A 23,650-nucleotide genomic window follows, 5' to 3' on the forward strand; every position below is an offset into this window, starting at 1 on the left:
GCCAGTATGCGCGAGGGATCTGCCGCTCAGACTACGGTCTGACCCTGTGACTGTGAGCGCTATGTCACACAGATACTAGGCCGGACCGAGCAGGGTCTCCAGGCGCACATGGCCGGAATTGCAGGCCTGCTCGAAGCCCCGCACCAGGCGCGCCATCTGCTCGCTGTCCGCTGCATCGACGCTGGCGATGCCCACGGCGCGATTGCGCCCCTGGCCCTTGGCCGCATAGAGCGCCATGTCCACCCACTCGAGCGCCTGCTCCCAGCTCTGCTCGAGCAGATGAGTCGGCAGCGGGAAGGCCGCGAAACCGATCGAGACCTTGACCGGCAGGCTGCCCGCCTCCAGCGCCACCGGCGTGCCGCCCGCGCCAGCCAGAATCCGCTGGGCAAGCTGCTGCAGCGCCGGCGCCTCGGCCCGCGAAACGAAGACGAGGAACTCCTCGCCGCCCCAGCGCACCACCAGATCCTCGTGCCGCACGGCAGCGCGGATGCGGCGCGCGATCTCGCAGATCACCGCATCGCCGACACCGTGACCCTGGCGATCATTGATCTGCTTGAAGTGATCGATGTCGATCATCATCAGCCCGCCCGCGAAGCCGCCGCTGCCGAAACGCTGCTCCATCACGGCATGGAAATGGCGTCGGTTCGCCAGCTCGGTGAGCGGATCGGACTCGCTCTGCGCACGCAGCAGGCGCTCGTTGGCCTTGAGCTTGCGATGCGCCTGGCGCACGCGGCGGAACATCGCCACCGACAGCACGAAGGACAGCAGCACCAGCACGCCCACCGCCACCGCCAGCTGGCGAGCCAGCGCCTGGTTGGCCAGCTTCTGCTCCTGCAGCGTCTTCTCGCGCGTCAGCAGCTCGAGATTGCGCTGCTCGCGCTCGCTGTCGAACTTCACGCGCAGCTCGGCCAGCCTTGCCTCACGGTTGCGCGCGGCTATCTTCGAGGTCAGCGCCCGCTCGGCGTGGTACAGAGCCAAGGCCTCGCGCGGCTGACCGGCCGCCGCCCAGGCCTCGCCGAGCTCGCGCAGCTCGGTGGCGCGAGCGAGCGGCAGCGACTGCAGATCGGCCAGCTCCTGCACACGGGCCTGCTCGCGCCTGGCCTCGTCGAAGCGGCCCAGCTTGACGAGGGACACCGCACGGTTGTGGCGCAGCGTGCGCTCCAGCCGCTCGTTGCGGAACTCCAGCACCACCGGCAGCGCTTCGCGCGACACGGCCAGCGCCTGCTGCGCACGCCCGGCATGCATATGCAGATCGACCTGCGCCGTCTGCAGGAAGGCGACGTAATGACGGGCCTCGGCCTCGCGCGCCAAGGCCAGCGCCTCGCTCAGCGCACGTGCTCGCGCAGCCCCGTCCTTGCGATGCCCCGCGACCGTGGCCTCGAAGAAGCGCACCCGAGCCAGCAGCGCTGCATCGCCCTCGGCCAGCCGCGCAGCCAGCGCCAGCTGCTGGCGCGCCGCTTCGGGCTCGTCGAGCAGCTCGCTCAGCGGCGCCAGCGCGGCGGCACCCAGCACCTGCAGCGTGCGGTCGCCAGCCAGCTCGGCCAGCCGCAGCGCCAGGCGCAACAGCCGCGCCGCCTCGGCAGACGCGCCCTCGGCCTGCAGGGCCCGGGCACGCAGACGCAGCGCATGCCAGGCGCTGCGGTACTCGCATTCGGCGGACACCTCGATGAGCTCGGCCGCGCCGCCACAGCGCGGCTCCAGCAACCGCCAAGCCCGCGAGGCCGCCGCATCCGTCTCCGGCGCCTGCGCCTGACGATCAGCAACCAGGGCCCGCACCAGCTCCGCCCATGCCAGGCCCTGCGGCATGGCACCCAACCGATCGGCGAGCGCGCTCGCGCGGGGCAGATCGCCGGCGTCCACCAGCACCTGCGCCTGCGCCGCCAGCAGGCTGGTCTGGCTCACACCCGCCGGCGGCTTCTCGCGCAGGCTGGCCAGCACCGCCGCAGGGCGGTCGAAGCCTTCCAGCGCCAGCCGCGACAACGCGGCCTCGCCCTCGCCGGCCAGCGCAGTCAGCGGCTGGATCAGCAGCAGCATGCAGCCGGCCAGCCGGCCGGATATGGACCGCCAAGCACTCAGGCGGCTCATGTGCCTGCCTCCGCCGCCTCGTGCCGCGGGCCGTGCAACTCCAACAGTTCGACACGCCCCTCGCGCCAGGCCGCCTCGAGCCGGGACTGCAGGGCCAGCAGCTGCGCCTCATCCTGCGCGTCGACATGGCCCAGACCAAAGGCGCGATTGCGTCCGCTGGACTTGGCCAGATACATCAGCGCATCGGCCAGATCGACGGCCCGCTCCCAGGGCAGCGGCAAGCCATGCGGTGGCAGGGGCAGCGCCACGAAGCCTATCGATGCGCTGACGGGCACGCTGCGCCCCTCGTGCAGCACAGGCGCGCAGCCGATCGCATCCAGCAGGCGCTGCGCCAGCGGCTGCGTGTCGGTGCCGACCGGCTCGGGCGCCAGGATCAGGAACTCCTCGCCGCCCCAGCGCACCACCAGGTCCTCGTCGCGCACCGCCATGCGCAGACGCCTTGCCGCCTCGACCAGCACCGCGTCGCCGGCCGCATGACCAAATCGGTCGTTGATGCGCTTGAAGAAATCGATGTCCAGCAGATAAAGGCCGGCGCGCAGCGGCGCCGCTGCCGTCAGCCGCGTCAGCTCCTGCTGGAAGTGGCGTCGGTTGGACAGGCCGGTCAGCGGGTCGCGCTCGCCCTGGCGGGCCAGCGCGGCGTTGCTGTCCTTGAGTGCCTCGTTGACCCGCCGGGTGCGCTGGTAGGCCAGGCCCAGCAGCAGGGCCGACAGCACCACGCAGCCGGCCACCACAGCCCACAGACGCAGCGCCAGCTCCTGGGCACGGATCTGCTCGGCCTGCAGGCTGGTGTCCTTGGCCAGCAGCTCGATCTCGCGCGCGCGCTTCTCGGCATCGAAGCGCTCCTGCGCCTCCAGCACCAGCTTGCGCGTCTCGGCGCGCAGCACACGATCGATCAGTGTGCGGTGCTCGTGGTAGGCCTGGATCGCGCCGCTCCAGTCGCCGCTCTTTTCCAGGTAGGCACCCAGCTCGGCCCAGCCTTCGGCGGCATAGGTCTCGGCGCCCTGCGCTTCATCGATCGCAATCGCGCGGCGCACGTCGGCCGCACCCTCGGCCAGGCGCTTCAGGCCGATCTTGGCGATGCCCATGTTGTGCAGCACCAGCGACAGCACCTTCTGGCTGCCCGAGCGCTGCGCCAGCGCCAGCGCCTGCTCCGACAGGGCCAGTGCGCGCGCATACTCCCCGCGCCGCAGGTGGTAGTCGGCGAAATTGCCCAGGGCCTGCGCCTGCTGAGCCTCGCTGCCGCCCAGCCGGGTCTGCTCCAGCGCCGCGGCATAGGCCTGCAGCGTGATGCTGCGGTCGGGGTGATTGGCATGCACGATGCCCTGCACGGTGAGCGCGCGGGCGAGCGTGAACGGGTCCGGCTCGAGCCGGGCCTCGCCCAGCGCCTCGGCGGCCGTCTGCCGCGCGCTCTCGATGCGCTCGGTGCGGTAATAGACCATCGCCAGCTCGGTCAGCGCCCGCGCCAGCCGCCAGCGCTGCCCCAGCGTCTGGGCCAGTCGCACGCATTCCTGCCCCGAGACCAGCGCCGCGGCAATATCACCCGACTCCGCGTATGCGGCCGCGCGCAGCGTTTCCAGACGCAGCTGCAGCCTGGGGTTGGCGATCTGCGAGGCATCGATATCACGCAGCAGGCGCAGCGCCTCGCGCAGCTCGCCGCGCTCGTGGAAGAACTGGGCCTGCGCCAGCGCGGCGACCACCGGCACGTCAGCTGCAAGCCCAGCCGGAGGCGCGCTCCGGCGCAGCTCGGCCAGCAGTTGGTCGAGCTGACTGCGATCACGCTGAAGACTGGCCGCCATGGCACGCAGGCTGGTGGCCTCGAGCTGCAGCGGGCTGTCCGGCGGCAAGCCTGCCTGCAGCGCCAGCAGCTGCTGCGAGGCGGCTTGCGGCCGGGTGTTCAGGCTCCGCTCGATGCCGTCGAGTTCACCGGAGGCCGGCACGGCTGCCGCCGCTGGGGCAGCCGGCACGGCGGCGGGCTTGCCATCGGCGCGCAGCAGCCAGAAGCCAGCGCAGCCCAGCGCGATCAGGCCCGCCAGATGCCATGCGCGGCGCGACGGCTGCCCCACACCCGGCAGCCGCCCGACCCATGCCTGCCGGTCAGCCTTGCTCATCTGTGAATGTTCATCAGCCCTGCGCGGTGCACCCCGATGACCCCGGCGCGCCGCCCCGAAACACCCCTGGTCATGACGCGCTGCATTGTCATGCGCCGCTTGGCGCACTCCTGCCCGCGTTTGCCCTAGACCCAAACGAAACAGGGCATGACTGCATTGCAGACATGCCCTGTCGATCCGGTACGGGCGCCTTGCCGCGGCGCCGTGCTCAGAGCCGGAAGCGTGACAGGCTGTCCACCAGATGCCCCGCCTGGCTGCGCAACGACTCGGTCGCCGCCGTGGCCTCCTCGACCATGGCTGCATTCTGCTGCGTGGACTTGTCCATTTCCGCCACCGCACTGTTCACCTGGGCAATGCCCTCGGCCTGCTCGCTCGCGGCGCGGGTGATGTCGCCGACCATCTGCGAGACCTTCTGGATGGACTCGACGACGCGCGACATGGTCTGGCCCGCCACCTCCACCTTGCCGGTGCCCACATCCACCTGCTCGACCGTCGCGCCGATCAGCGTGCGGATTTCCTTGGCGGCGTCGCCGCTGCGCTGGGCCAGCGTGCGCACCTCGGAGGCGACGACCGCGAAGCCGCGACCTTGCTCGCCGGCGCGCGCTGCCTCCACTGCCGCGTTCAAGGCCAGGATGTTGGTCTGGAAGGCGATGCTGTCAATGGTGCCGATGATTTCGGCGATCTTGCGACCCTGAGCGCTGATCGCGTCCATCGCGTTGACCACCTCGGACACCGCCGCGCCGCCCTGCACCGCCACATCAGCGGCCTGGCGGGCCAGCGTGTCGGCCGCGCGCGAGTTGTCGGCGGTGCTGCGGATGGTGGCCGACAGCTCCTCGATCGAGGCCGCGGTCTGCTCCAGCGCCGAAGCGGTGTTCTCGGTGCGCGCCGACAGGTCGGCGTTGCCGGATGCGATCTCGCTGGCCGCGGTGTTGATCTGGTCCGCCGTGCCGCGCACGCCGCCAACGATCTGGCTCAGGTTGTCGGCCACCTTGCGCAGCGCGCCCAGCACCTGGCCGGTTTCGTCGCGACCCACGTCCACAGGTCGCTGGCTGAGATCGCCATCGGCCAGCGCCGTCGCCATGGACACGGCCTGGCCCAACGGCGCAACGATGGCGCGCGCGACCAGCAGCGCGAACGCGATGCTGGCCACCACGGCGACTGCCGTCACCAGCAGGGACAGACTGGAGGCACGCTCGCCGGAAGCCTGCGCGGCGACCACGCTCTGTTCGCTAGCCTGTGTCTCGGTCTTTACAAAGTCGGCCAGCTTGGCCTGCAGCAGCTCGTACTGCTTGTCGGAAGTAACGACGAATGACGTCGCCGTCTCTACACCGGCGGATTTGATGTCCAGCGTGTCGTTAACCGTCTTGCGGTATGCAGCAAAGTCCTTAGCGATAGTCTCCAGCGCAGCGCGCTGGCCCGGCTCAAGCGTGCTGTCCTGCAGCGCTTCCTGCACAGACTTGTCGAAAGCCGCGGCGCGCGCGACCAGCTTCTTGTCATGTTGGGCGATCAGCTCGGGCCGGTTGCCGATGGCCTCCCAGGTCAGCGACTGGTAGAGCTGCTGATGCATCGCCGTCAGTTCGACGTTGAAGGTCTGCGCCGCGACGATGCGCTTGAGACCCACGCTGCCGACGTTCTCTAGCTCACCGACCAGGCTGCGCTTGAGCGACCATGCCATGGCCGCCACGATAAGGATGCAAAGGATCGCAAAGGCCGGCGCCAAGGCCACCTTGATGCGGATGGACGCATTGCCGAGGAGCTGATTCACAGCCGACTCCTTGGGTGAACGGGCGGCATCGATGCCGGCCACTGGACGGAAAGAGGCGCCCGCAGCGCCTCTTTCCTGGACTTCTACTGAACGCTAGGGATCAGAGGATCAGCGGTAGATGCCGACGCCAATGAAGCCGTCGCCGCTCGGCGGCTTGATCGCATAGGTGCTCTTGGGCGCGATCTTCTTGGTGATCGGATCGGGCCAGTCGTAGTCGAACCAGCCGCCACCCTTGTTGGCCACTCCAATCAGTCCAGGCACCACCGGGTTTCCATTGGCATCCTTGATGGCAGTCATGTCCTTGCCGATCAGCTTCTCGTTGGCGCCATGGGCCAGCGTCACACCCTTGCCGTCGTAGACCATCACGTAGAGGTCCTTCTTGGTCCAGTTGGCCTTGTCGGTCGTGAAGTCCTTGTAGGCCTTCTCCGGACCGACCTTCTTGATGTGCTCAAACGCGGCCTTGGTCATCGCGACCGCCTCGTCCTTGGTGCCGCGCTCCTGCGCCTGGGCGGCGCCCATCAGACCCACTGCGGTCGCCGCCGCGACCAACCACTTCATCCAGTGCTTCATGTCTGTCATCTCCTGCATCAGTTCGAATCGTCACGGCGAATTGCCGCATTCCGTGCCTGTCATATCGGCCGCCGGCCACCGCAGTTGAGCCGAAAAAGCGGCCCGATCAGGCTGCAGATCCGCGCGGCGCCGTGCCGGCGCGGGCAAGCCTGCTGCCGACCCGACGAATATTAGGCCTGCGCTGGCGCCTATGGACAGACGGGGTCCGCATGCCGCGGGCGCCCCAGTGAAATATCAACGGAAGTGCTGGAAATGACGGAAACGCGAAGGCGGCCACCGCCGCCAGCGGCGCCGCCACGGCGCATCACTTGCAGCTGAAGCTGCGCGCGCTGACTTCCTTGACCTGGCCCTCGCCGCAGGTCTTGAGGGCCTGCTCGCCCATGCGTGCGAGTTCGGTGGCGTCGTTTGCGCGTGCGGTGCCGGAAGGCACGATCACGCAGCCGGTGGCCAGCAATGCGGCGCCGAGCGTCAGGACCAGCAGGGTGGGGCGTGTCATCGAGGGGTCTCCTTGTCGATTGCAGATGCCAGGCGGCACCCGGGAGCGCCCACTGTAGGCAGCGCAATGCGCAGCGCCGATGGTGCTGCGACGAAACGACGAAGCACGGGGACGGGCTGCAAGCACCCTGACCCACCGCCAGTGGAGCCGACAAGAAAAAGGGCGCCAGAGGCGCCCTTGCTCGGTCGAGTCGGCCCCGCCGCTCAGGCCGCTGCACTGGCCGGTGCGTGCCCCTGATAACCGCGCGGCACCGCGCCGAGCAGGCGGCGGGTGTAGTCCTGCTTGGGTGCGGCCAGCAGGCTCTGCGTCTCGGCCTGCTCGACGACGTCGCCGTTCTGCATCACCAGCACCTCGTCGGAGATGAACTTCACCACCGCCAGATCATGGCTGATGAAGATGTACGAGAGACCGAACTCGTCCTGCAGGTCCTTCAGCAGGTTCAGCACCTGGGCCTGCACCGAGACGTCCAGTGCCGACACGGCTTCGTCGAGCACCAGCACCTCGGGGTTCAGCGTCAGGCAGCGTGCAATGGCGATACGCTGGCGCTGGCCGCCGGAGAACTCGTGCGGGTACTTGTAGAGCGCCGAGTCGTCCAGGCCCACCTTCTTCAACAGCGCGCTGGCGCGCGCCTGGCGCTCGGCCGTGTCCTTGCCGATGCCATGGATCTCCATCGGCTCCAGCAGCGTCTGGCCGATGGTGAAGCGCGGGTTCAGCGAGGCATACGGGTTCTGGAACACCACCTGGATGCGGCGGCGCATCTTCTGCCAGTCGTTGCCGCTCATCTTCAGCAGGTCCTTGCCCTCGAAGAGCACTTCGCCGCCGGTCGGCTCATGCAGGCGCAGCAGGGTCAGACCCATGGTCGTCTTGCCCGAGCCGGACTCGCCCACCACGCCCAGCGTGTGGCCCTTCTTCAGCTGGAAGTCCACGCCCTTGACGGCCTTGAACTCCTTCTTGCCGAACAGCCCTTCCTTGAAGAAGAAGCTCTTCTTCAGGCCGCGCACCTCCAGCACCACCGGCGCGTTCGGGTCCTTGGCCTTGCCCTGCGCCTGCGCCTTGGCCTGGCCGTTCTGCGCAGCGATGTGGTCGTCGATCACCATCAGCCGGGCCGGGTTCTCGGTCAGCGAGGGCCGGCAGGCCAGCAGCGCCTTGGTGTAGGCGTCCTTGGGCGCATTGAAGATCTCGGCCACCGGCGCCTTCTCGCGGATCTCGCCATGGCGCATCACCACCACCTGGTCGGAGATCTCGCCCACCACGCCCAGGTCGTGCGAGATGAACAGCAAGCTCATCTTGTGCGATTCCTTGAGCTTGGCCATCAGCTCCATCACCTGGCGCTGGATGGTCACGTCCAGCGCCGTGGTCGGCTCGTCGGCGATCAGCAGCTTGGGCTTGCAGGCCAGCGCCATCGCGATCATCACGCGCTGCTGCTGGCCGCCGGACATCTCGTGCGGATAGGCCTTCAGGCGGCGCTTGGGCTCGGGGATGCCCACTTCGTTGAGCAGCTCCTCGGCGCGCGCCAGCGCCTGGCGCGGCGTCATGCCCATGTGGCGGATCAACGGCTCGCAGAGCTGGTTGGCCACGGTGAACACCGGGTTCAGCGAGGTCATCGGGTCCTGGAACACGCAGGCGATGTCCTTGCCGCGTATGCCCTGCAGCTCTTGGAGAGAGGTCTGCAGCAGGTCACGGCCCTGGAACAGGATCTTGCCGCTGCGCTCGGCGTTGTCGGGCAGCAAGTTGAGGATGGACATCGCGGTGACGCTCTTGCCCGAACCCGACTCGCCGACCAGCGCGACGGTGCTGTTCTCGGGAATGTCGAAGCTCACGCCCTTGACGGCCAGCTGGCGCTGCATCTGGCCGTCGACCTTGCCCATGCGAAAGGCGACCTTGAGGTCTTGAATGCTCAGCAACATCGTTCTTTACTCCAGGCCGCGCAGCTTCGGGTCCAGCGCATCGCGCAAGGCATCGGTGAACAGCGCGAACGCCGTCACGAACAGCGCCATGAAGCCGGTCACGGCGGCCAGCTGCCACCAATAGCCCAGGATCAGCTCGCTCTGGCTCTCGGCCAGCATCGTGCCCCAGGAGACCTGGTCCACGCCCACGCCCAGGCCCAGGTAGGACAGGATCACCTCGCTCTTGATGAAGCCCACCACGTGCAGCGACAGCTGCACCAGCGCCACGTGCGAGACGTTGGGCAGGATGTGCTTGAACATGCGCGAGAACTTCGACGCGCCGATCGCCTCGGCCGAACGCACGTAGTCGCGCACCGAGTGCTTCATGAACTCCGCGCGGATCAGCCGGTAGATGCCTGGCCAGCCGGCCAGACCCAGGATCATCACCACCGAGGTCACGCCGCGGCCGAAGATCACCGCGAAGGCGAAGATCAAGAGGATGCTCGGGATCGCGGTGAAGACGTTGTAGAGCCACTCGAGGAAGTCGCCCACCTTGCCGCCGAAGAAGCCCGACAGCGCTCCCAGCACGGTGCCGATCAGCGTGGCCACCACCGCGGCCAGCACGCCGACGGTGATCGACACCTCGGCGCCCTTGAGCACCTTGGCCAGCACGTCGCGGCCCAGGCGATCGCCGCCCAGCGGCAGTGTCTCGGCCTTGACGGTCTGCTCGGTCTTGTACTGCTTGGCGCGCTCTTCCCATTCCTGGTAGCGCGGCGCCAGCGGGTCGATGTCCGACAGGTCCACGTTGGGGCCCTTGGGCTGCTCGATGGTGCCCAGCGCCTCGGCAGGCGCCGGACCCATGAAGGTCGGCGGCGCATTGGGCACGCCCTTTTCCTGCTGCCAGTTGCCGGCCACCAGGCCCAGGCCCGACAGCGTCACCAGCACCAGGAACACGCCGACGATGGTCATGCAGACCATGCCCACCTTGTCGGCACGCAGGCGGCGCCAGGCCGCCGCCCAGACACCCTCGGAGCGCTTGGGCGCCACGGTGGTCGCAGAGGAGGAAGACATGACCGCGCTCATTTCAGCACCACGCGAGGATCGACCAGCTTGTAGAGCAGGTCAGTGAGCAGATTGACCACCATGGTCAGGAAGGCGATGTAGATCGAGAAAGCCTGGATCACCGGGTAGTCGCTGCGGTTCACGGCCAGCAGGATCTCGCGGCCCAGACCCGGGATCGAGAAGAACACCTCGAGCAGGAAGGAGCCGACGAACACGCCCGGCAGCGCCACCGCGACGTTGGTGAGGATGGGGATCATCGCGTTGCGCAGCACATGCTTGAGCAGGATGGTCCGCTCGGTCAGGCCCTTGGCGCGCGCGGTGCGCACATAGTCGTGACCGATCTCGTCGAGGAAGAAGGTGCGATACAGGCGCGTATAGGGCGCCAGCGCCACCGCCACCGCCACGAAGATGGGCAGCGGCGCGTAGGTGGTCAGATTGGTCCAGAAGCTGTCGGTCCAGCCCTGCACCGGGAACCAGCCCAGGCGGAAGGCGAACACATACTGGAACACGATCACGTAGACGAGCAGCGAGATTGACACCGCCACCGTGGTGATCACCATCACCGAGCGGTCTGTCAGGCTGCCGCGCACATAGGCCACGGCCAGCGCGAAGGGGATGGCCAGCAGCACTTCCAGCAGCAGGATGGGCACCATCACCGTCAGCGTCGCCGGCAGGCGCGTCATGAACAGATTGGCCACCGACTCGTTGGTCGCCCAGCTCTTGCCCCAGTCGAAGGTGACGATCTGCTTGAGAAAGATCAGCAGCTGTTCCCAGACCGGCTTGTTCAGGCCGAGCTGTTCGCGGATCGCGTCGATCTGCTCCGGGCTGGCGTTCAGGCCGCCGAGAATCTCGGCGGGATCGCCGCCGAAGTACTTGAAGAGAAAGAACACCAGCAGCACAACGCCCAACAGGGTGGGAATCATCTGCCACAGGCGTCTTATCAGGTATGCCGCCATCGCTGTCGGTACTCCATGCCAAGCGTGTCGAGTGGACAAAAGCGAGACCCCGCTCACTTGTGGTGAGGGGGTCCCGGTTGAAAAAACAGGCGCGAGTCTAATGGAGCCGCGAATGTCCCCTCACCCGCGTTTGCCCTCGTTTCCCCGCAGACACCCCCGGCATTTGCGGGGGCAGGCCGTCGCCCTGGCCCGTTCTGGCACACAATGCGCCGCCCCGGGCGCGCTCTAGGGGTTGGCGCCCATGACCGGCCGGGCGCGGCCCGACTAGACTGCGCACCCAATCGAGCCGCCCCTGACCGTGGCGGCACCTGGAGTATTTTTCGCTGCGCCGCGCCCACGAGGCTGGCGGCGCACATGAAGGCAAGGATTCCGATCGTGATGCGAGCTGGCTTCGCGCGCGCGGCTGTGGCTGCGCTGGCGCTCAATGCTGTTTTCCACTGGCCCGCGATGGCGCAGACCGCGCCCGCTCAGGAGCCGGCACAGAAGGTGCTGCGCTACTCCTTCCGCGTCGCCGAGACCGGCTTCGACCCGGCGCAGATCTCGGACCGCTACTCCAAGACCATCGCCGCAGGCATCTTCGAGGCGCCGCTGGAGTTCGCCTACCTGGCGCGGCCCTACCAGATGCGCCCGTCCACCGCGGCGGCAATGCCGGAGATCTCGGCCGACTACAAGACGCTGACCTTCCGCATCAAGCCGGGCATCTACTTCTCCGACGACCCCGCCTTCAAGGGCAAGAAGCGCGAGCTGACCGCGGCAGACTACATCTACTCGATCAAGCGCCACTACGACCCCAAGCTCAACAGCCGCAATCTCTACCTGCTGGAGAACGTGCAGATCCTGGGCCTGTCGGAGCTGCGCAAGGAGCTGATGGCCGCGAAGAAGCCCTTCGACTACGACCGCGAGGTCGAGGGTCTGAAGCTGATCGACCGCTACACCTTCCAGGTGCGCACCGGCGTCGGCGACCCGCGCTTCATCAACCAGTTCGCCGACTCGGCCTTCCTCGGCGCCGTAGCGCGCGAGGTGGTCGAGTACTACGGCGAGAAGAAGATCATGGAGCACCCCGTCGGCACCGGCCCCTACCGGCTGGCCGAATGGCGTCGCAGCTCGCGCATCGTGCTGGAGCGCAATCCCGCCTACCGCGAGGAGCTCTACGACGAGCAGCCGCCGGCCGATGCCGACCCGGTGCTCAAGGCCCAGGCCGCCCAGCTCAAGGGCCGTCGCCTGCCGCTGACCGACCGGGTGGAGATCGCCATCATCGAGGAGAACCAGCCGCGCTGGCTGTCCTTCCTCAACGGCGAGGCCGACGTGCTGGAGGAGGTGCCGGCCGAGTACGTCAGCATCGCCACGCCCAACGGCAAGCTCGCCCCCAACCTGGCCAAGCAGGGCATGCGCTCGGTGCGTTTCCCCTATCCGGAAGTGGCCTTCAGCTACTTCAACATGGAAGACCCGGTGGTCGGTGGCTACACGCCGGACAAGATCGCGCTGCGCCGCGCGATCAGCCTGGCGGTGGACGTGGACAAGGAGATCCGCCTGCCGCGCCGCGGCCAGGCGATGGCCGCGCAAGGCCCCTTCGCGCCGGGCACCTTCGGCTGGCGGCCGGACTACAAGTCCGAGATGAGCGAGTACAACCTGCCCAAGGCCAAGGCGCTGCTCGATCTGTATGGCTATGTGGACAAGAACGGCGACGGCTGGCGCGATCTGCCGGACGGCAAGCCGCTGGTGCTCGAGTACGCGACCCAGCCCGACAGCCAGAGCCGCCAGCTGATCGAGCAGTGGCAGAAGAACATGGACGCGCTGGGCGTGCGCATCGAGTTCAAGACCGCCAAGTGGCCGGAGAACCTGAAGAGCGCCAATGCCGGCAAGCTGATGATGTGGGGTGTCAGCTGGGTGGCCACCGCGCCGGACGGCGACACCTTCCTGGCGCTGGGTGACGGCCGTGCCAAGGGCCAGGCCAACAAGTCGCGCTTCGACCTGCCGGCCTTCAACGCGCTCTACCAGAAGCAGAAGCTGCTGCCCGATGGCCCCGAGCGTCAGGCGGTGATGGAAGAGGCCGGCAAGCTGATGGTGGCCTACATGCCCTACAAGATCTCCGTGCACCGCCTCTTCACCGACCTGGCCCAGCCCTGGGTGATCGGCTACGACCGCAACGTCTTCCTGCGCGACTTCTGGCAGTACGTGGACATCGACACCACGCTGCAGCGCACCCGCAAGTGAGCGACGGCGCCGTGGGCAGGACGATGCGCAGCCGCCTGCAGCGCCGGCGTCACCGCCACGCCACCGACATCGCGCAGCCGCAGCTCCGCGGCTGCTGCCGCCACCCGTTCAAGCTGGACCGGTGGCACTACGTGGACATCGACAACAGCCGGATCGCCACCCCATGAGACGAGAGTTCCTGCAGCGCGCCGCCGCCACCGCGGCCCTCATCGCCGTCGGCCCGGGCGCCGCCAGCGCGACATCGGCCGACAAGGCTGCCGACGCGGACGCCAAGGTGCTGCGTTATGCCTTCCTGGTCGCTGAGACCGGCTTCGATCCGGCGCAGCTCTCCGACCTCTACTCGCGCACCATCACAGCGCACATCTTCGAGGCGCTCTACCACTACGACCATCTGGCCCGGCCGGTGAAGCTCAAGCCGCTGACCGCCGCCGCCATGCCCGAGGTCAGTGCGGACTACCGCACCTGGACCATACGCCTGCGCCCCGGCATCTACTTCGCCGACGACCCGGCCTTCAAGGGCAGGAAGCGCGAGCTGGTGGCACAGGACTATGTGTACAGCTTCAAGCGTTTCGCCGATCCGGCGGTGAAGAGCCCCGCCTGGGCCACGCTGGACGACGCCGGCATCACCGGTCTGAAGCCGCTGCGCGAGCAGGCGCTGAAGAGCAAGGGAGCTTTCGACTACGACCGCGAGATCGAGGGCCTGCGCGCGTTGGACCGCTACACGCTGCAGATCCGCCTGGATCAGGGCCGGCCGCATCTGCTGCAGGCACTGCTCACCGGCTCCGACCTCTACGGCGCGGTGGCGCGCGAGGTGATCGAGCACTATCCCGGCAAGAGCATGGAGCATCCGGTCGGTACCGGCCCCTTCCGGCTGGAGTCCTGGCGGCGCAGCTCGAAGATGGTGCTGGCGCGCAACCCCAACTACCGCGAGCGCTACTACGACGCCGAGCCCGCGCCCGACGATGCCGAAGGCCAGGCCCTGCTGGCTCGCTTCAAGGGGCGGCGCATCCCCATGGTGGACCGCGTGGAGATCGCCGTCATCGAGGAGAGCCAGCCGCGCTGGCTGAGCTTCCTCGCCAACGAGCAGGACATGCTCGAGCGCGTGCCGGCGGACTTCATCAGCCAGGCCCTGCCCAATGGCCAGGTGGCACCCAATCTGGCCAAGCGCGGCATCCACGGCCTGCGCATCGTCGGGCCGGAGTCCACGATGACCGTCTTCAACATGGAAGACCCCGTGGTCGGCGGCTACACGCCGGACAAGATCGCGCTGCGCCGCGCGATCAGCCTGGCCATCGACGTGGACCGCGAGATCCGCCTGGTCCGCCGCGGCCAGGGCATTCCCGCGCAGTCGCCGGTGGTGCCGCACACCACCGGCTACGAGGCGCAGTTCAAGAGCTCGATGAGCGATTTCGACCCCGCGCGCGCGATGGCGCTGCTGGACATGCACGGCTATGTGGACAAGGACCGCGACGGCTGGCGCGAACTGCCCGACGGCAGCCCGCTGACGCTGACCCGCCTGACCCAGCCCGACAACGCCTCGCGCCAGCTCGACGAGATCCTGCAGAAGAACCTCGCCGTCATCGGCCTGCGCATCGAGTTCAAGACGGCCAAGTGGCCGGAGAACCTGAAGAGCGCGCGCGGCGGCAAGTTCCAGATGTGGGGCGTGGGCTCCTCGGCCGACAAGCCCGACGCGCAGGCGGCGCTGCAACGCCTCTATGGTCCGGCCACCGGCGGGCAGAACCTCTCGCGCTTCAAGCTGCCGGCCTTCGACCGCATCTACGAGCGCATGCAGATGCTGCCCGACGGTCCCGAGCGCCTGGCCCTGATCTTTGAAGCCAAGCGCATCGCCGCCACCTACCTGCCCTACCGCAACCATGTGCACCGCCTGCTCACCGACATGACCCATCCCTGGGTGATCGGCTACCGACGCGCGCTGTTCTGGCAGGACTGGTGGCATTACGTGGACATCGACACGAGCCTCAAGCCGCAGGCATGAACACCCGCCGCTGCGTCTGCCTGCTGCGCCGCCTGGCCCTGAGCGCGGCCCTGGCCCTGGCCCTGGCCCCGCTCGTCGCGACGGCCGCCGAGGCCGACTCGAAGGCCGCCAAGGTGCTGCGCTATGCCTTCCCGATCGCCGAGACCGGCTTCGATCCGGCGCAAATCAGCGATACCTACTCGCGCACCATCACGCCGCACATCTTCGAGGCGCCCTACACCTACGACTACCTGGCGCGACCGGTGAAGATCCGGCCGCTGACAGCGGCGGCACTGCCCGAGGTATCGGCGGACTACCGCGTCTGGACGGTACGCCTGCAGCCCGGCATCCATTTCGCCGACGACGCTGCCTTCCAGGGCCGCCGGCGCGAGCTGGTGGCGCAGGACTATGTCTACAGCCTCAAGCGCTTCGCCGATCCGGCGGTGAAGAGCCCGATGTGGGCCGCCCTCGACGAGCTGGGCATCGTGGGCCTGAAGGCGCTGCGCGAGCAGGCGCTGAAGAGCAAGAGCGCCTTCGACTACGACCGCGAGATCGAGGGCCTTCGCGCGCTGGACCGTTACACGCTGCAGCTGCGCCTGGAGCAGCCGCGGCCGCGACTGATCGAGTCGCTGGCGCAGAACGACCTGTTCGGTGCGGTCGCCCGCGAGGTGGTCGAGCACTACGGCGACGCGATCATGGAACATCCGGTGGGCACCGGCCCCTTCGTGCTCAAGCAGTGGCGGCGCAGCTCGCTGATCGTGCTGGAGAAGAACCCCGGCTACCGCGAGCGCTATTACGAGGCCGAGCCGGCCGCCGATGATGCCGAGGGCCAGGCCCTGCTGGCGCGCTTCAAGGGACGGCGCCTGCCGATGATCGACCGCGTGGAGGTCTCCATCATCGAAGAGAGCCAGCCGCGCTGGCTGTCCTTCCTGCGCGGCGAGCATGAGCTGATCGACCGCATCCCGCCTGAGTTCATCAATCTGGCACTGCCGCAGGGCCGCATCGCGCCCAACCTGGCCAAGCAGGGACTGCAGCTCTACCGCGAGCTCGCCGCGGACGCGGCCCTCACTTACTTCAACATGGAAGACGCCATCGTGGGCGGCTACACGGTGGACAAGGTGGCCTTGCGCCGGGCGCTGGCGCTGGCGATGGACGTGCCCCGCGAGATTCGCGGCGTGCGCCGCGGCCAAGCCATCGTCGCGCAGTCGCTGGTGATGCCGCACACCAGCGGCTACGACCCGGCCTACAAGAGCGAGAACGGCGACTACGACCCGCGCCGCGCCATGGCCCTGCTCGACCTGTATGGCTATGTGGACAAGAACGGCGATGGCTGGCGCGACATGCCCGACGGCGGCCCGCTGGTGATCGAGGTGGCCAGCCAGCCCGATGCGCTCTCGCGCCAGTACGACGAGCTGTGGAAGCGCAATCTCGATGCGGTGCAGATACGCAGCCGCTTCTTCCATGGCAAGTGGCCAGAGCAGCTCAAGCAGGCGCGCGCCGGCAAGCTGATGCTGTGGTTCCTGGGCAGCACCGCCAACGCGCCCGACGGCATCGGCGCACTGCAGCGTCTGTACGGACCGCAGGCCGGCAACCAGAACCTCGGCCGCTTCCGCCATGCCGAGTTCGATGCGATCTACGAGCGCCTGCAAGTGCTGCCTGACGGCCCCGAGCGCGACGCGCTGTTCCAGCAGGCCAAGCGCATCCAGGCGGCCTGGATGCCGATGAAGGTGCATGTGCACCGCATCGTCAACGACATGGCCCAGCCCTGGCTGATCGGCTACCGGCGCCCGCTGTTCCGCAACGAGTTCTGGCACTTCGTCGACATCGACTTCAGCCGCATGTCGGCGGGGATGCGGCCGCAATGAAGCGACGTCACTGGCTGGCCGGCAGCCTGGCGGCGAGCGCGCTGCCAGGGCTGGCGCTGTCGGCTCAAGCCACCGGGTCGGCGCCAGACGGCGCGCGCAAGATCGTGCGCACCGCCTTCAACTCCGCCGAGGTGGGCTTCGATCCGCCGCAGGTCTCGGACCAGACCTCGGTGATCGTCAACGCCCACATCTTCGAGCCGCCGCTGACCTACGACTACCTGGCCGCCGGCGCGCAGCTGCGTCCACTGACGGCGGCCGCCCTGCCGGAGGTCGGCGAGGATGCGCGCCGCTTCGTCTTCCGCATCTCGCCAGGCATCTTCTTCGCCGACGACCCGGCCTTCCAGGGCCGCCGACGCGAGCTCGTCGCCGAGGACTATGTCTACACGATCAAGCGCTTCTACGACCCGCGGCTGAAGACCGAGCATCTCTACCACTTCGAGAATGCGCAGATCCTCGGCATGAACGAGCTGCGCCGTGAGGCCATCGCCGCCAAGCGCGGCCTGGACTACGACAAGCCGGTGTCCGGGCTTCGCGCGCTGGACCGCTACCGCTTCGAGGTGCGGCTGGCGCAGGGCGATGCGCGCTTCGTGCATGTGTTCGCCAATGCCGGCCTCACCGGCGCGGTGGCGCGCGAGGTGGTGCAGGCCTATGGCGACGATCTCATGGCGCACCCGGTGGGCACCGGCCCTTTCCGTCTGAAGCGCTGGCGGCGCGGCTCGCAGATCGTGCTGGAGAAGAACCCGGGCTTTCGCGAGCAGCGCTTCGACAGCGTGGCGCCGGACGGCGATGCCCATGCCCAGGCGCTTGCCGCACGCCTGGCCGGCCGTCGCCTGCCGCTGGTGGACGAGGTGCAGGTCTCCATCATCGAGGAGGAACAGCCGCGCTGGCTGGCCTTCTACGGCGGTGAGCTCGACATCGTGGAGATGCCCACTGCGGTGGCGCCCATCGCGATGCCCGGCGGCAAGCTGGCGCCCAATCTGGCGCGACGCGGCATCCAGGCCCGCGCCAGCACCGGCGCGGATGTGAAGCTGAGCTTCTTCAACTGCGAGGACCCGCAGATCGGCGGCAACAGCCCCGAGCGCGTGGCGCTGCGCCGCGCCATCCTGCTGGCCTACGACAACGAGGCGGAGATCCGCCTGATCTTCAAGGGCCAGGCGGTGCCGGCGCAATCGCTGCTGCCGCCTGCGGTGTACGGCTACGACCCGCAGCTCAAGAGCGAGATGAGCGCGGCCGACCTGCCGCGCGCCCGCGCGCTGCTCGACAGCTACGGTTACCTGGACCGCGACGGCGACGGCTACCGCGAACACCCCGACGGCCAGCCGCTGACGCTGCGCATGGCCGGCACCGCCAACATCCGCCAGCGCGCGCTCAACGAGCTGTGGAAGAAGCGCATGGATGCAATCGGCCTGCGCATCGAGTTCGAGACCGGCCAGTTCGGCGAGCTGATCAAGAAGGCCCTGGCCGGCCAGCTGATGATGTGGAGCTACATCTGGAGCATCTCGTCGCCGGATGGCGACTTCTTCCTCGGCATGGGCTATGGCCCGAACGCCGGTCAGTCCAACGACGCACGCTGGAAACTGGCCGCCTACGACCGGATCTACGAACGCCAACGCGCGCTGCCCGACAGCCCCGAGCGCCTGGCCGCGATGCGCGACGCGAACCGCCTGATGCTGGCCTACGCGCCCTATCTGGCGCACTGGCATGCGATCCGCGTGGACCTCACGCAGGCAGCGGTGCACGGCTACCGCCGCCATCCCTTCACACGCGACTGGTGGCGCTTCGTCGATGTGGACGAGCCCCGCTGACGCCTGAGGGGTGCGCCGTATCAGGGCTCGCTCGGTGGCGTGCGCGGATCTGAGAGGAAGTCCGCGACCGCAGCCATGAACAGCGTGGGCGAGTCCTTGTGCACCTCGTGGCCGGCCAACGGCACATTGAACAGCGATGCCACCGGCAGCGCGGCGCGCAACGCGGCGGCTTCGCCGAGCGAGAGCAGGAAGTCGTTGTCGCCGCGAACGATCAGCGTGGGCGTGGCGATCTTGCGCACGCTGTCGCCGGGGTATCCGCTCGGGCCCAGGTCGGTCCACAGCGCGACGGCACTGCACACCAGGCGCGCGAAGTCGGGGAACGGATTGAGCGCGTCATAGTCGCTGCGCGAAGCCGGGAACATGGCCTCCCACATCTCCGCACTGACGCCGTTCAACAGCTCGAAGGCCGGGTCCGCAGCACTCAGGCGCCACTGCGCACCAACCGTGACCAGCGCCCTGATCCGCGCGCCGAGACGGGAGGCCAATCGATAGCCAACGATGCCACCGTCGCTGAATCCCAGCAGCGAGAAGCTGTCAATGCCGAGCTGCTGGAGCAAGGCGACGACGTCCTGCTCGTAGCGCTCGTAAGTCAGCGGTAACGGGCCTAGCGTCGAACGGCCATGCCCGCGAAAATCCATGCCGATGAGGCGGAACCGACCGGCCAGTTCGGCCGCGACGGGGTTCATGTCGCACAGATTGCCCAGGCCGCCATGCAGCAGCAGCAACGCAGGCAGCTCTGAAGAGCCGACCTGCTCATAGTAGATCTCGGCATCGTCGAGGCGTAGGCATGCGCCCGTCCGGTGCGTGAATGGTGCGTCGCTGCTCATGCAATTCCTGCTGTGCTGTGTCTCGATACCGCCACCCTAAGCCCGGCCTGCTGACAAGGTCGGACAGCATCATGCCGCGGCTGCCAGCCGCAGACCGATCGGAGAATGCCCGAGCAAGTGCACGGCATTGCGCTCGAGCCGCGCGGGTGTGATGACGCTCCGCGCCGATGAGCGCCCCTGATAGAACTCATCGCGAGGAGCTCCAGCGGCCACTGAGCGATGTGCTGGATCAGGCCGCTCAGAGCGCCTTCTCATAGACGTCCATGTGCTGCCCCTCGTGCCGAACCTGGGCGAGCAGAGACCATCCGCAGCGCTGCAGCAGCGACGCGGATGTTGCGGTGGCGCAGTAGATGCGCGAGAACCCCAGCGCCCGTGCCTCGGGCTCCAGCGCCAGCAGCAATGCTCTTCCGATGCCGCACCGACGCAGTGAGGGCTCGACGACAGCCGCACCCGCCCACGGCGACAGCTGCGGATGCGACGGGAAGGCCTCTCGCTTGAGCGCCGCGAAGCCGCAAGGCACGCCGTCAAGGAAAGCCACCAGGCCGAACGGCACGCTGCCGCTGTTGGCATAGGCGCGCAGGTCCTGGCTGGCGTCACCGCGACCGCCCGGGCCGTAGTACGCGGGCCACTCGGCTTCGAACCATGCGGCGAGGCGAGGAATCAGATGGCGATGCGATGCCAGCGGCTGGATGACCAGCTCACTCACGGCCTTGGTCCCGCACGCGTCCCATCACTGCCTAGCAGCGCCCCTGCACCGGCAGCCGCTCGGCATTCCAGCGCAGCATGCCGCCGGCCAGGTTGGCCACGCGCTTGAAGCCGGCGCGCTGCAGCAGCACCGTGGCTTGGGCCGAGCGCGCGCCGGAGCGGCAGACGCTGATCACCGGGCGCTGCGGATCCAGCTCGGCCAGCCGGCTCTGCAGCTGGCCCAGCGGCAGCAGCCGCGCTTGCGCGATATGGCCCAGCGTGTTGTTGAACTCCTCGGGCTCGCGCACGTCCAGCAGCTGCAGCCCTGCGCCATCGGCACCGTGCAGTTTCTCCAGCAGCGCCCCCGGCTGGATCTCCCAGACGCCGCCGAAGCTGTAGCTCAGCGGCGCCCAGTCGGGCTCGTCGGCTGGCGCCTCGGTGTCGGCGTCGGGCCGCCCGCAGCGCAGATTGGCCGGCACGGCGATGGCGATCAGCTTGGGATGCGGCAGGCCCAGCGCATTCATGTAGCCGGTGAAATCGCCTTCGTCGACATCGCCGCCCAGCCGCGGGTTGAAGCGCAGCTCCTCGGCCACGCTGGTCACGGTAAGGCCACGGTAGTCGTGCCCGGGGTAGAGCAGGCAGCTCGGGGGCAGGCTGAGGATCTGCTCGCGCACCGAGTGGAACAGGCGGCTGGCGCTGCCCTGCTGGAAGTCGGTGCGGCCGCAGCCACGGATCAGCAGCGCATCGCCGGTGAAGGCCATGCTGTGGTCGTCCAGCACATAGCTCAGGCAGCCGTCCGTGTGGCCGGGCGTGGCGCGCACCTGCAGATGACGGCCGCCGAATGCCACACGATCGCCGTGGCCCAGTGGGCGGTCGACATGCTCAGCCTGCGCGACGGCGGAGAGCAGGATCGCGCTGCCGCTGTGCTGCTTGTGCAGCCAGGCGCCGGTGACGTGGTCGGCATGCACATGGGTATCCAGCGTGGCCACCAGGCGCAGGCCCAGCTCGCGCAGCAGGGCTTCATCGCGGCGCACCTGCTCGAACACCGGGTCGATCAGCAGCGCCTCGCCGCTGGCCGGATCGCCGAGCAGGTAGGTGTAGGTCGACGAGGCTGGGTCGAAAAGCTGGCGAAAGACGAGCGGCGCGGCGGTCATGATGGCGATTCCTTCCTGTTGGCGCCGCATCTTACTGAGCGGGCATGAGTCACGCACACGACTGGCAGCGTGCGACGCCCCGGTCAGAATGGTCTCAAGACCAGGCATGAGGAGACGGACGATGAGCAGCAGCACGGCACAGCCCCAGCACCAGATCGAGCGCTACCAGCATTTCCTGCAGCAGACGCGGGGCCTGCGCTTCGACAGCTACGACGCGCTGTGGCAGTGGTCGGTCCGCGAGCTCGACGCCTTCTGGCTGAGCCTGTGGGAGTTCTTCGAACTGAAGTCGCCCACGCCCTTCGAACACGCGCTGTGCGAAGAACGCATGCCTGGCGTGCGCTGGTTCGAGGGCGCGACGATCAACTACGCGGCGCAGGTGCTGCGCCATGCCGACGCCGCCGACGCTGCAGGCCGCCCGGCGATCGTCCACAGCAACGAGGCCATGCTGGCGAAGAGCGATCTCGGCGAGCTGTCCTGGCCCGAGCTGCAGCGCCAGGTCGGCACGCTCGCCGCTGCGCTGCGCGGCCTGGGCGTGGGCCGCGGCGACCGCGTCGTCGCCTACATGCCCAACATCCCGCAGACGGCGGTGGCTTTCCTCGCCGTGGCCAGCCTGGGCGCGATCTGGTCGGTGTGCTCGCCGGACATGGGGCCGGTGGCGGTGCTGGACCGCTTCCGCCAGATCGAGCCCAAGGCGCTGATCGGCGTCGACGGCTATGTCTATGCCGGCCAGAGCGTGCCGCGCATGGCGCTGCTGCGCGAGCTGCTCGACGCGCTGCCCAGCGTGGAGCACGTGCTGCTGCTGCCGCAGCTGGAGGCGGCGCCCGATCTGCAGTCGCTGGCCAGCCCGACGCGCCGCGCGCACGACCTGGCTGCGCTGCTGGCGCAAGACCTGGCCCCGGAGCAGCTGGTGACGCCGGAGCTGCTGCCCTTCGACCATCCGCTGTGGATCGTCTATTCCAGCGGCACCACCGGCCTGCCCAAGCCCATCGTGCACAGCCATGGCGGCATCGTGCTGGAAGGGCTCAAGGGTGCGGTGCTGCACAACGATCTGCGCGCCGAGGACCGTTTCCACTGGTACAGCTCCACCGGCTGGATCATGTGGAACTGCCAAGTCGGCGGCTTGCTGGCCGGCAGCACGATCTGCATCTTCGACGGCAGCCCGGGCGGCAGCCGCGAGCGCGCGGACTGGGGCACCTTGTGGCGCTTCGCCGCGCTCAGCCGTGCCAGTTTCTTTGGCGCCGGCGCGGCCTTCTACGCCAGTTGCCTGAAGGCCGGCGTCGAACCTATGGCCGAGGGCGACCTCTCGGCGCTGCGCGCGGTGGGCTCCACCGGCAGCCCGCTGGCCGACGAGTGCTACGACTGGATCTGGGCGCATTGCCCCAGGCCCGGCGGCAAGCCCATCTGGATCGCCTGCATCAGCGGCGGCACCGATTTCGCCGGCGCCTTTCTTGCCGGCCATCCGCTGCTGCCGGTGCATCGCGGCCAGATGCAGTGCCGCTGCCTGGGCGCGGCGGTCTATGCGTACAGCCCGCCGGATGCCAAGGGCCAGGGCCAGCCGCTGGTGGACGAGGTCGGCGAGCTGGTCTGCACGCGGCCGATCCCGTCGATGCCGCTGCGCTTCTGGAATGACCCGGGCGACCAGCGTTACCTGGACAGCTACTTCGACATGTACCGCAGCCCGAGCGGTGAAGGCATCTGGCGCCACGGCGACTGGCTGCGCATCACGCCAGAAGGCGGCGCGATCATCTACGGCCGCTCGGACGCGACCATCAACCGCCACGGCATCCGCATGGGCACGGCCGAGCTCTACCGCGCGGTGGAGACACAGCCCGAGGTGCTGGACAGCCTGGTCGTCGACCTCGAATACCTGGGCCGCGAGAGCTATATGCCGCTGTTCGTCGTGCTGCGCGAGGGCCACGTGCTGGACGAGGCCTTGAGCCGCCGGCTGCGCGACGCGATCAAGGCCGCGTTGTCACCGCGCCATGTGCCCAACGAGGTCCTGCAAGTGCAGGCCATCCCGCGCACGCTCTCGGGCAAGAAGATGGAGCTGCCGGTGAAGAAGCTGCTGCTGGGCGCGGCGCCGGAAACGGTGTTCAAGCGCGATGCGATGGCCAATGCCGACTGCGTGGATTGGTTCGTGGACTTCGCGCAGCGACGCCTGGCCCGCGAGCAGCAGGCGCAGCAACAGCAACAGTAGG

General features: G+C 68.4%; 17 protein-coding genes. 6 read left to right on the forward strand and 11 right to left on the reverse strand.

Features of this window, described 5'->3' with window-relative positions; all coding sequences use genetic code 11:
- Window positions 1-75 precede the first annotated feature (75 nt).
- The 8 genes from AC2EBS_RS15735 to AC2EBS_RS15770 all read right to left on the reverse strand — a co-directional run bounded on the left by AC2EBS_RS15735 (window position 76) and on the right by AC2EBS_RS15770 (window position 10,928).
- Complete coding sequence (locus tag AC2EBS_RS15735; protein WP_484729384.1) at window positions 76-2,085, reverse strand: GGDEF domain-containing protein; 2,010 nt, start codon at window positions 2,083-2,085, stop codon at window positions 76-78.
- Window positions 2,082-4,193 carry a GGDEF domain-containing protein gene (locus AC2EBS_RS15740; RefSeq protein WP_484729385.1) on the reverse strand — a complete coding sequence of 704 codons (2,112 nt, stop codon included), beginning with the start codon at window positions 4,191-4,193 and terminating at the stop codon, window positions 2,082-2,084. Before AC2EBS_RS15740 ends, AC2EBS_RS15735 begins: the two co-directional genes overlap by 4 nt.
- Window positions 4,194-4,401: 208 nt before the next feature.
- A complete protein-coding gene (locus AC2EBS_RS15745; protein WP_484729386.1) occupies window positions 4,402-5,958 on the reverse strand; it encodes a methyl-accepting chemotaxis protein in 1,557 nt (518 codons plus the stop codon).
- Window positions 5,959-6,066: 108 nt separating this feature from the next.
- Window positions 6,067-6,528, reverse strand: a complete 462-nt coding sequence (locus AC2EBS_RS15750) for a cache domain-containing protein (protein ID WP_484729387.1) — start codon at window positions 6,526-6,528, stop codon at window positions 6,067-6,069.
- 304 nt (window positions 6,529-6,832) lie between these two features.
- Window positions 6,833-7,024 carry a hypothetical protein gene (locus AC2EBS_RS15755; RefSeq protein WP_484729388.1) on the reverse strand — a complete coding sequence of 64 codons (192 nt, stop codon included), beginning with the start codon at window positions 7,022-7,024 and terminating at the stop codon, window positions 6,833-6,835.
- A 203-nt stretch (window positions 7,025-7,227) separates the two neighbouring features.
- The gene (locus tag AC2EBS_RS15760) at window positions 7,228-8,931 is read right to left on the reverse strand and encodes an ABC transporter ATP-binding protein (protein WP_484729389.1); all 1,704 of its coding nucleotides are present in this window, start codon (window positions 8,929-8,931) and stop codon (window positions 7,228-7,230) included.
- A 6-nt stretch (window positions 8,932-8,937) separates the two neighbouring features.
- Window positions 8,938-9,981, reverse strand: a complete 1,044-nt coding sequence (locus tag AC2EBS_RS15765) for an ABC transporter permease (protein ID WP_484729390.1) — start codon at window positions 9,979-9,981, stop codon at window positions 8,938-8,940.
- An 8-nt stretch (window positions 9,982-9,989) separates the two neighbouring features.
- The gene (locus AC2EBS_RS15770) at window positions 9,990-10,928 is read right to left on the reverse strand and encodes an ABC transporter permease (protein WP_484729391.1); all 939 of its coding nucleotides are present in this window, start codon (window positions 10,926-10,928) and stop codon (window positions 9,990-9,992) included.
- A gap of 378 nt (window positions 10,929-11,306) precedes the next feature.
- Here AC2EBS_RS15770 and AC2EBS_RS15775 point away from each other — a divergent pair, with 378 nt between their 5' ends.
- From AC2EBS_RS15775 to AC2EBS_RS15795, 5 genes are read left to right on the forward strand one after another with little or no spacing between them, the layout of a single operon-like run.
- Window positions 11,307-13,142 carry an ABC transporter substrate-binding protein gene (locus AC2EBS_RS15775; protein WP_484729392.1) on the forward strand — a complete coding sequence of 612 codons (1,836 nt, stop codon included), beginning with the start codon at window positions 11,307-11,309 and terminating at the stop codon, window positions 13,140-13,142.
- A complete protein-coding gene (locus AC2EBS_RS15780; RefSeq protein WP_484729393.1) occupies window positions 13,139-13,309 on the forward strand; it encodes a hypothetical protein in 171 nt (56 codons plus the stop codon). Before AC2EBS_RS15775 ends, AC2EBS_RS15780 begins: the two co-directional genes overlap by 4 nt.
- A complete protein-coding gene (locus AC2EBS_RS15785) occupies window positions 13,306-15,138 on the forward strand; it encodes an ABC transporter substrate-binding protein (protein WP_484729394.1) in 1,833 nt (610 codons plus the stop codon). Before AC2EBS_RS15780 ends, AC2EBS_RS15785 begins: the two co-directional genes overlap by 4 nt.
- Window positions 15,135-16,982 (forward strand): ABC transporter substrate-binding protein, encoded by a 1,848-nt coding sequence (locus AC2EBS_RS15790; protein ID WP_484729395.1) that lies wholly within the window; start codon window positions 15,135-15,137, stop codon window positions 16,980-16,982. The genes AC2EBS_RS15785 and AC2EBS_RS15790 overlap by 4 nt, the downstream gene beginning before the upstream one ends.
- Complete coding sequence (locus tag AC2EBS_RS15795) at window positions 16,979-18,787, forward strand: ABC transporter substrate-binding protein (RefSeq protein ID WP_484729396.1); 1,809 nt, start codon at window positions 16,979-16,981, stop codon at window positions 18,785-18,787. The genes AC2EBS_RS15790 and AC2EBS_RS15795 overlap by 4 nt, the downstream gene beginning before the upstream one ends.
- A gap of 20 nt (window positions 18,788-18,807) precedes the next feature.
- On the opposite strand, the gene AC2EBS_RS15800 is transcribed toward AC2EBS_RS15795, so the two are convergent.
- From AC2EBS_RS15800 to AC2EBS_RS15810, 3 genes are all read right to left on the reverse strand, one after another.
- Window positions 18,808-19,614 (reverse strand): alpha/beta fold hydrolase, encoded by an 807-nt coding sequence (locus AC2EBS_RS15800; RefSeq protein ID WP_484729397.1) that lies wholly within the window; start codon window positions 19,612-19,614, stop codon window positions 18,808-18,810.
- Between the two features lie 238 nt (window positions 19,615-19,852).
- Window positions 19,853-20,320: a GNAT family N-acetyltransferase gene (locus tag AC2EBS_RS15805; RefSeq protein ID WP_484729398.1), complete on the reverse strand. Its 468-nt coding sequence runs from the start codon at window positions 20,318-20,320 to the stop codon at window positions 19,853-19,855.
- A 31-nt stretch (window positions 20,321-20,351) separates the two neighbouring features.
- A complete protein-coding gene (locus AC2EBS_RS15810) occupies window positions 20,352-21,452 on the reverse strand; it encodes an MBL fold metallo-hydrolase (RefSeq protein WP_484729399.1) in 1,101 nt (366 codons plus the stop codon).
- A gap of 121 nt (window positions 21,453-21,573) precedes the next feature.
- Between AC2EBS_RS15810 and AC2EBS_RS15815 the strand changes: the two genes are divergently transcribed.
- The gene (locus AC2EBS_RS15815) at window positions 21,574-23,649 is read left to right on the forward strand and encodes an acetoacetate--CoA ligase (RefSeq protein WP_484729400.1); all 2,076 of its coding nucleotides are present in this window, start codon (window positions 21,574-21,576) and stop codon (window positions 23,647-23,649) included.
- Window position 23,650: the final 1 nt, after the last annotated feature.

Source organism: Roseateles sp. T103 (assembly GCF_057219915.1).

Excerpts from the sequence above, each read along its gene's own strand:
- AC2EBS_RS15735 (WP_484729384.1), bottom strand. The coding sequence starts at position 2,085 with ATGAGCCGCCTGAGTGCTTGGCGGTCCATATCCGGCCGGCTGGCCGGC.
- AC2EBS_RS15740 (WP_484729385.1), bottom strand. The coding sequence starts at position 4,193 with ATGAGCAAGGCTGACCGGCAGGCATGGGTCGGGCGGCTGCCGGGTGTG.
- AC2EBS_RS15750 (WP_484729387.1), bottom strand. The coding sequence starts at position 6,528 with ATGAAGCACTGGATGAAGTGGTTGGTCGCGGCGGCGACCGCAGTGGGT.
- AC2EBS_RS15755 (WP_484729388.1), bottom strand. The coding sequence starts at position 7,024 with ATGACACGCCCCACCCTGCTGGTCCTGACGCTCGGCGCCGCATTGCTG.
- AC2EBS_RS15760 (WP_484729389.1), bottom strand. The coding sequence starts at position 8,931 with ATGTTGCTGAGCATTCAAGACCTCAAGGTCGCCTTTCGCATGGGCAAG.
- AC2EBS_RS15765 (WP_484729390.1), bottom strand. The coding sequence starts at position 9,981 with ATGTCTTCCTCCTCTGCGACCACCGTGGCGCCCAAGCGCTCCGAGGGT.
- AC2EBS_RS15770 (WP_484729391.1), bottom strand. The coding sequence starts at position 10,928 with ATGGCGGCATACCTGATAAGACGCCTGTGGCAGATGATTCCCACCCTG.
- AC2EBS_RS15775 (WP_484729392.1), top strand. The coding sequence starts at position 11,307 with ATGCGAGCTGGCTTCGCGCGCGCGGCTGTGGCTGCGCTGGCGCTCAAT.
- AC2EBS_RS15785 (WP_484729394.1), top strand. The coding sequence starts at position 13,306 with ATGAGACGAGAGTTCCTGCAGCGCGCCGCCGCCACCGCGGCCCTCATC.
- AC2EBS_RS15790 (WP_484729395.1), top strand. The coding sequence starts at position 15,135 with ATGAACACCCGCCGCTGCGTCTGCCTGCTGCGCCGCCTGGCCCTGAGC.
- AC2EBS_RS15795 (WP_484729396.1), top strand. The coding sequence starts at position 16,979 with ATGAAGCGACGTCACTGGCTGGCCGGCAGCCTGGCGGCGAGCGCGCTG.
- AC2EBS_RS15800 (WP_484729397.1), bottom strand. The coding sequence starts at position 19,614 with ATGAGCAGCGACGCACCATTCACGCACCGGACGGGCGCATGCCTACGC.
- AC2EBS_RS15810 (WP_484729399.1), bottom strand. The coding sequence starts at position 21,452 with ATGACCGCCGCGCCGCTCGTCTTTCGCCAGCTTTTCGACCCAGCCTCG.
- AC2EBS_RS15815 (WP_484729400.1), top strand. The coding sequence starts at position 21,574 with ATGAGCAGCAGCACGGCACAGCCCCAGCACCAGATCGAGCGCTACCAG.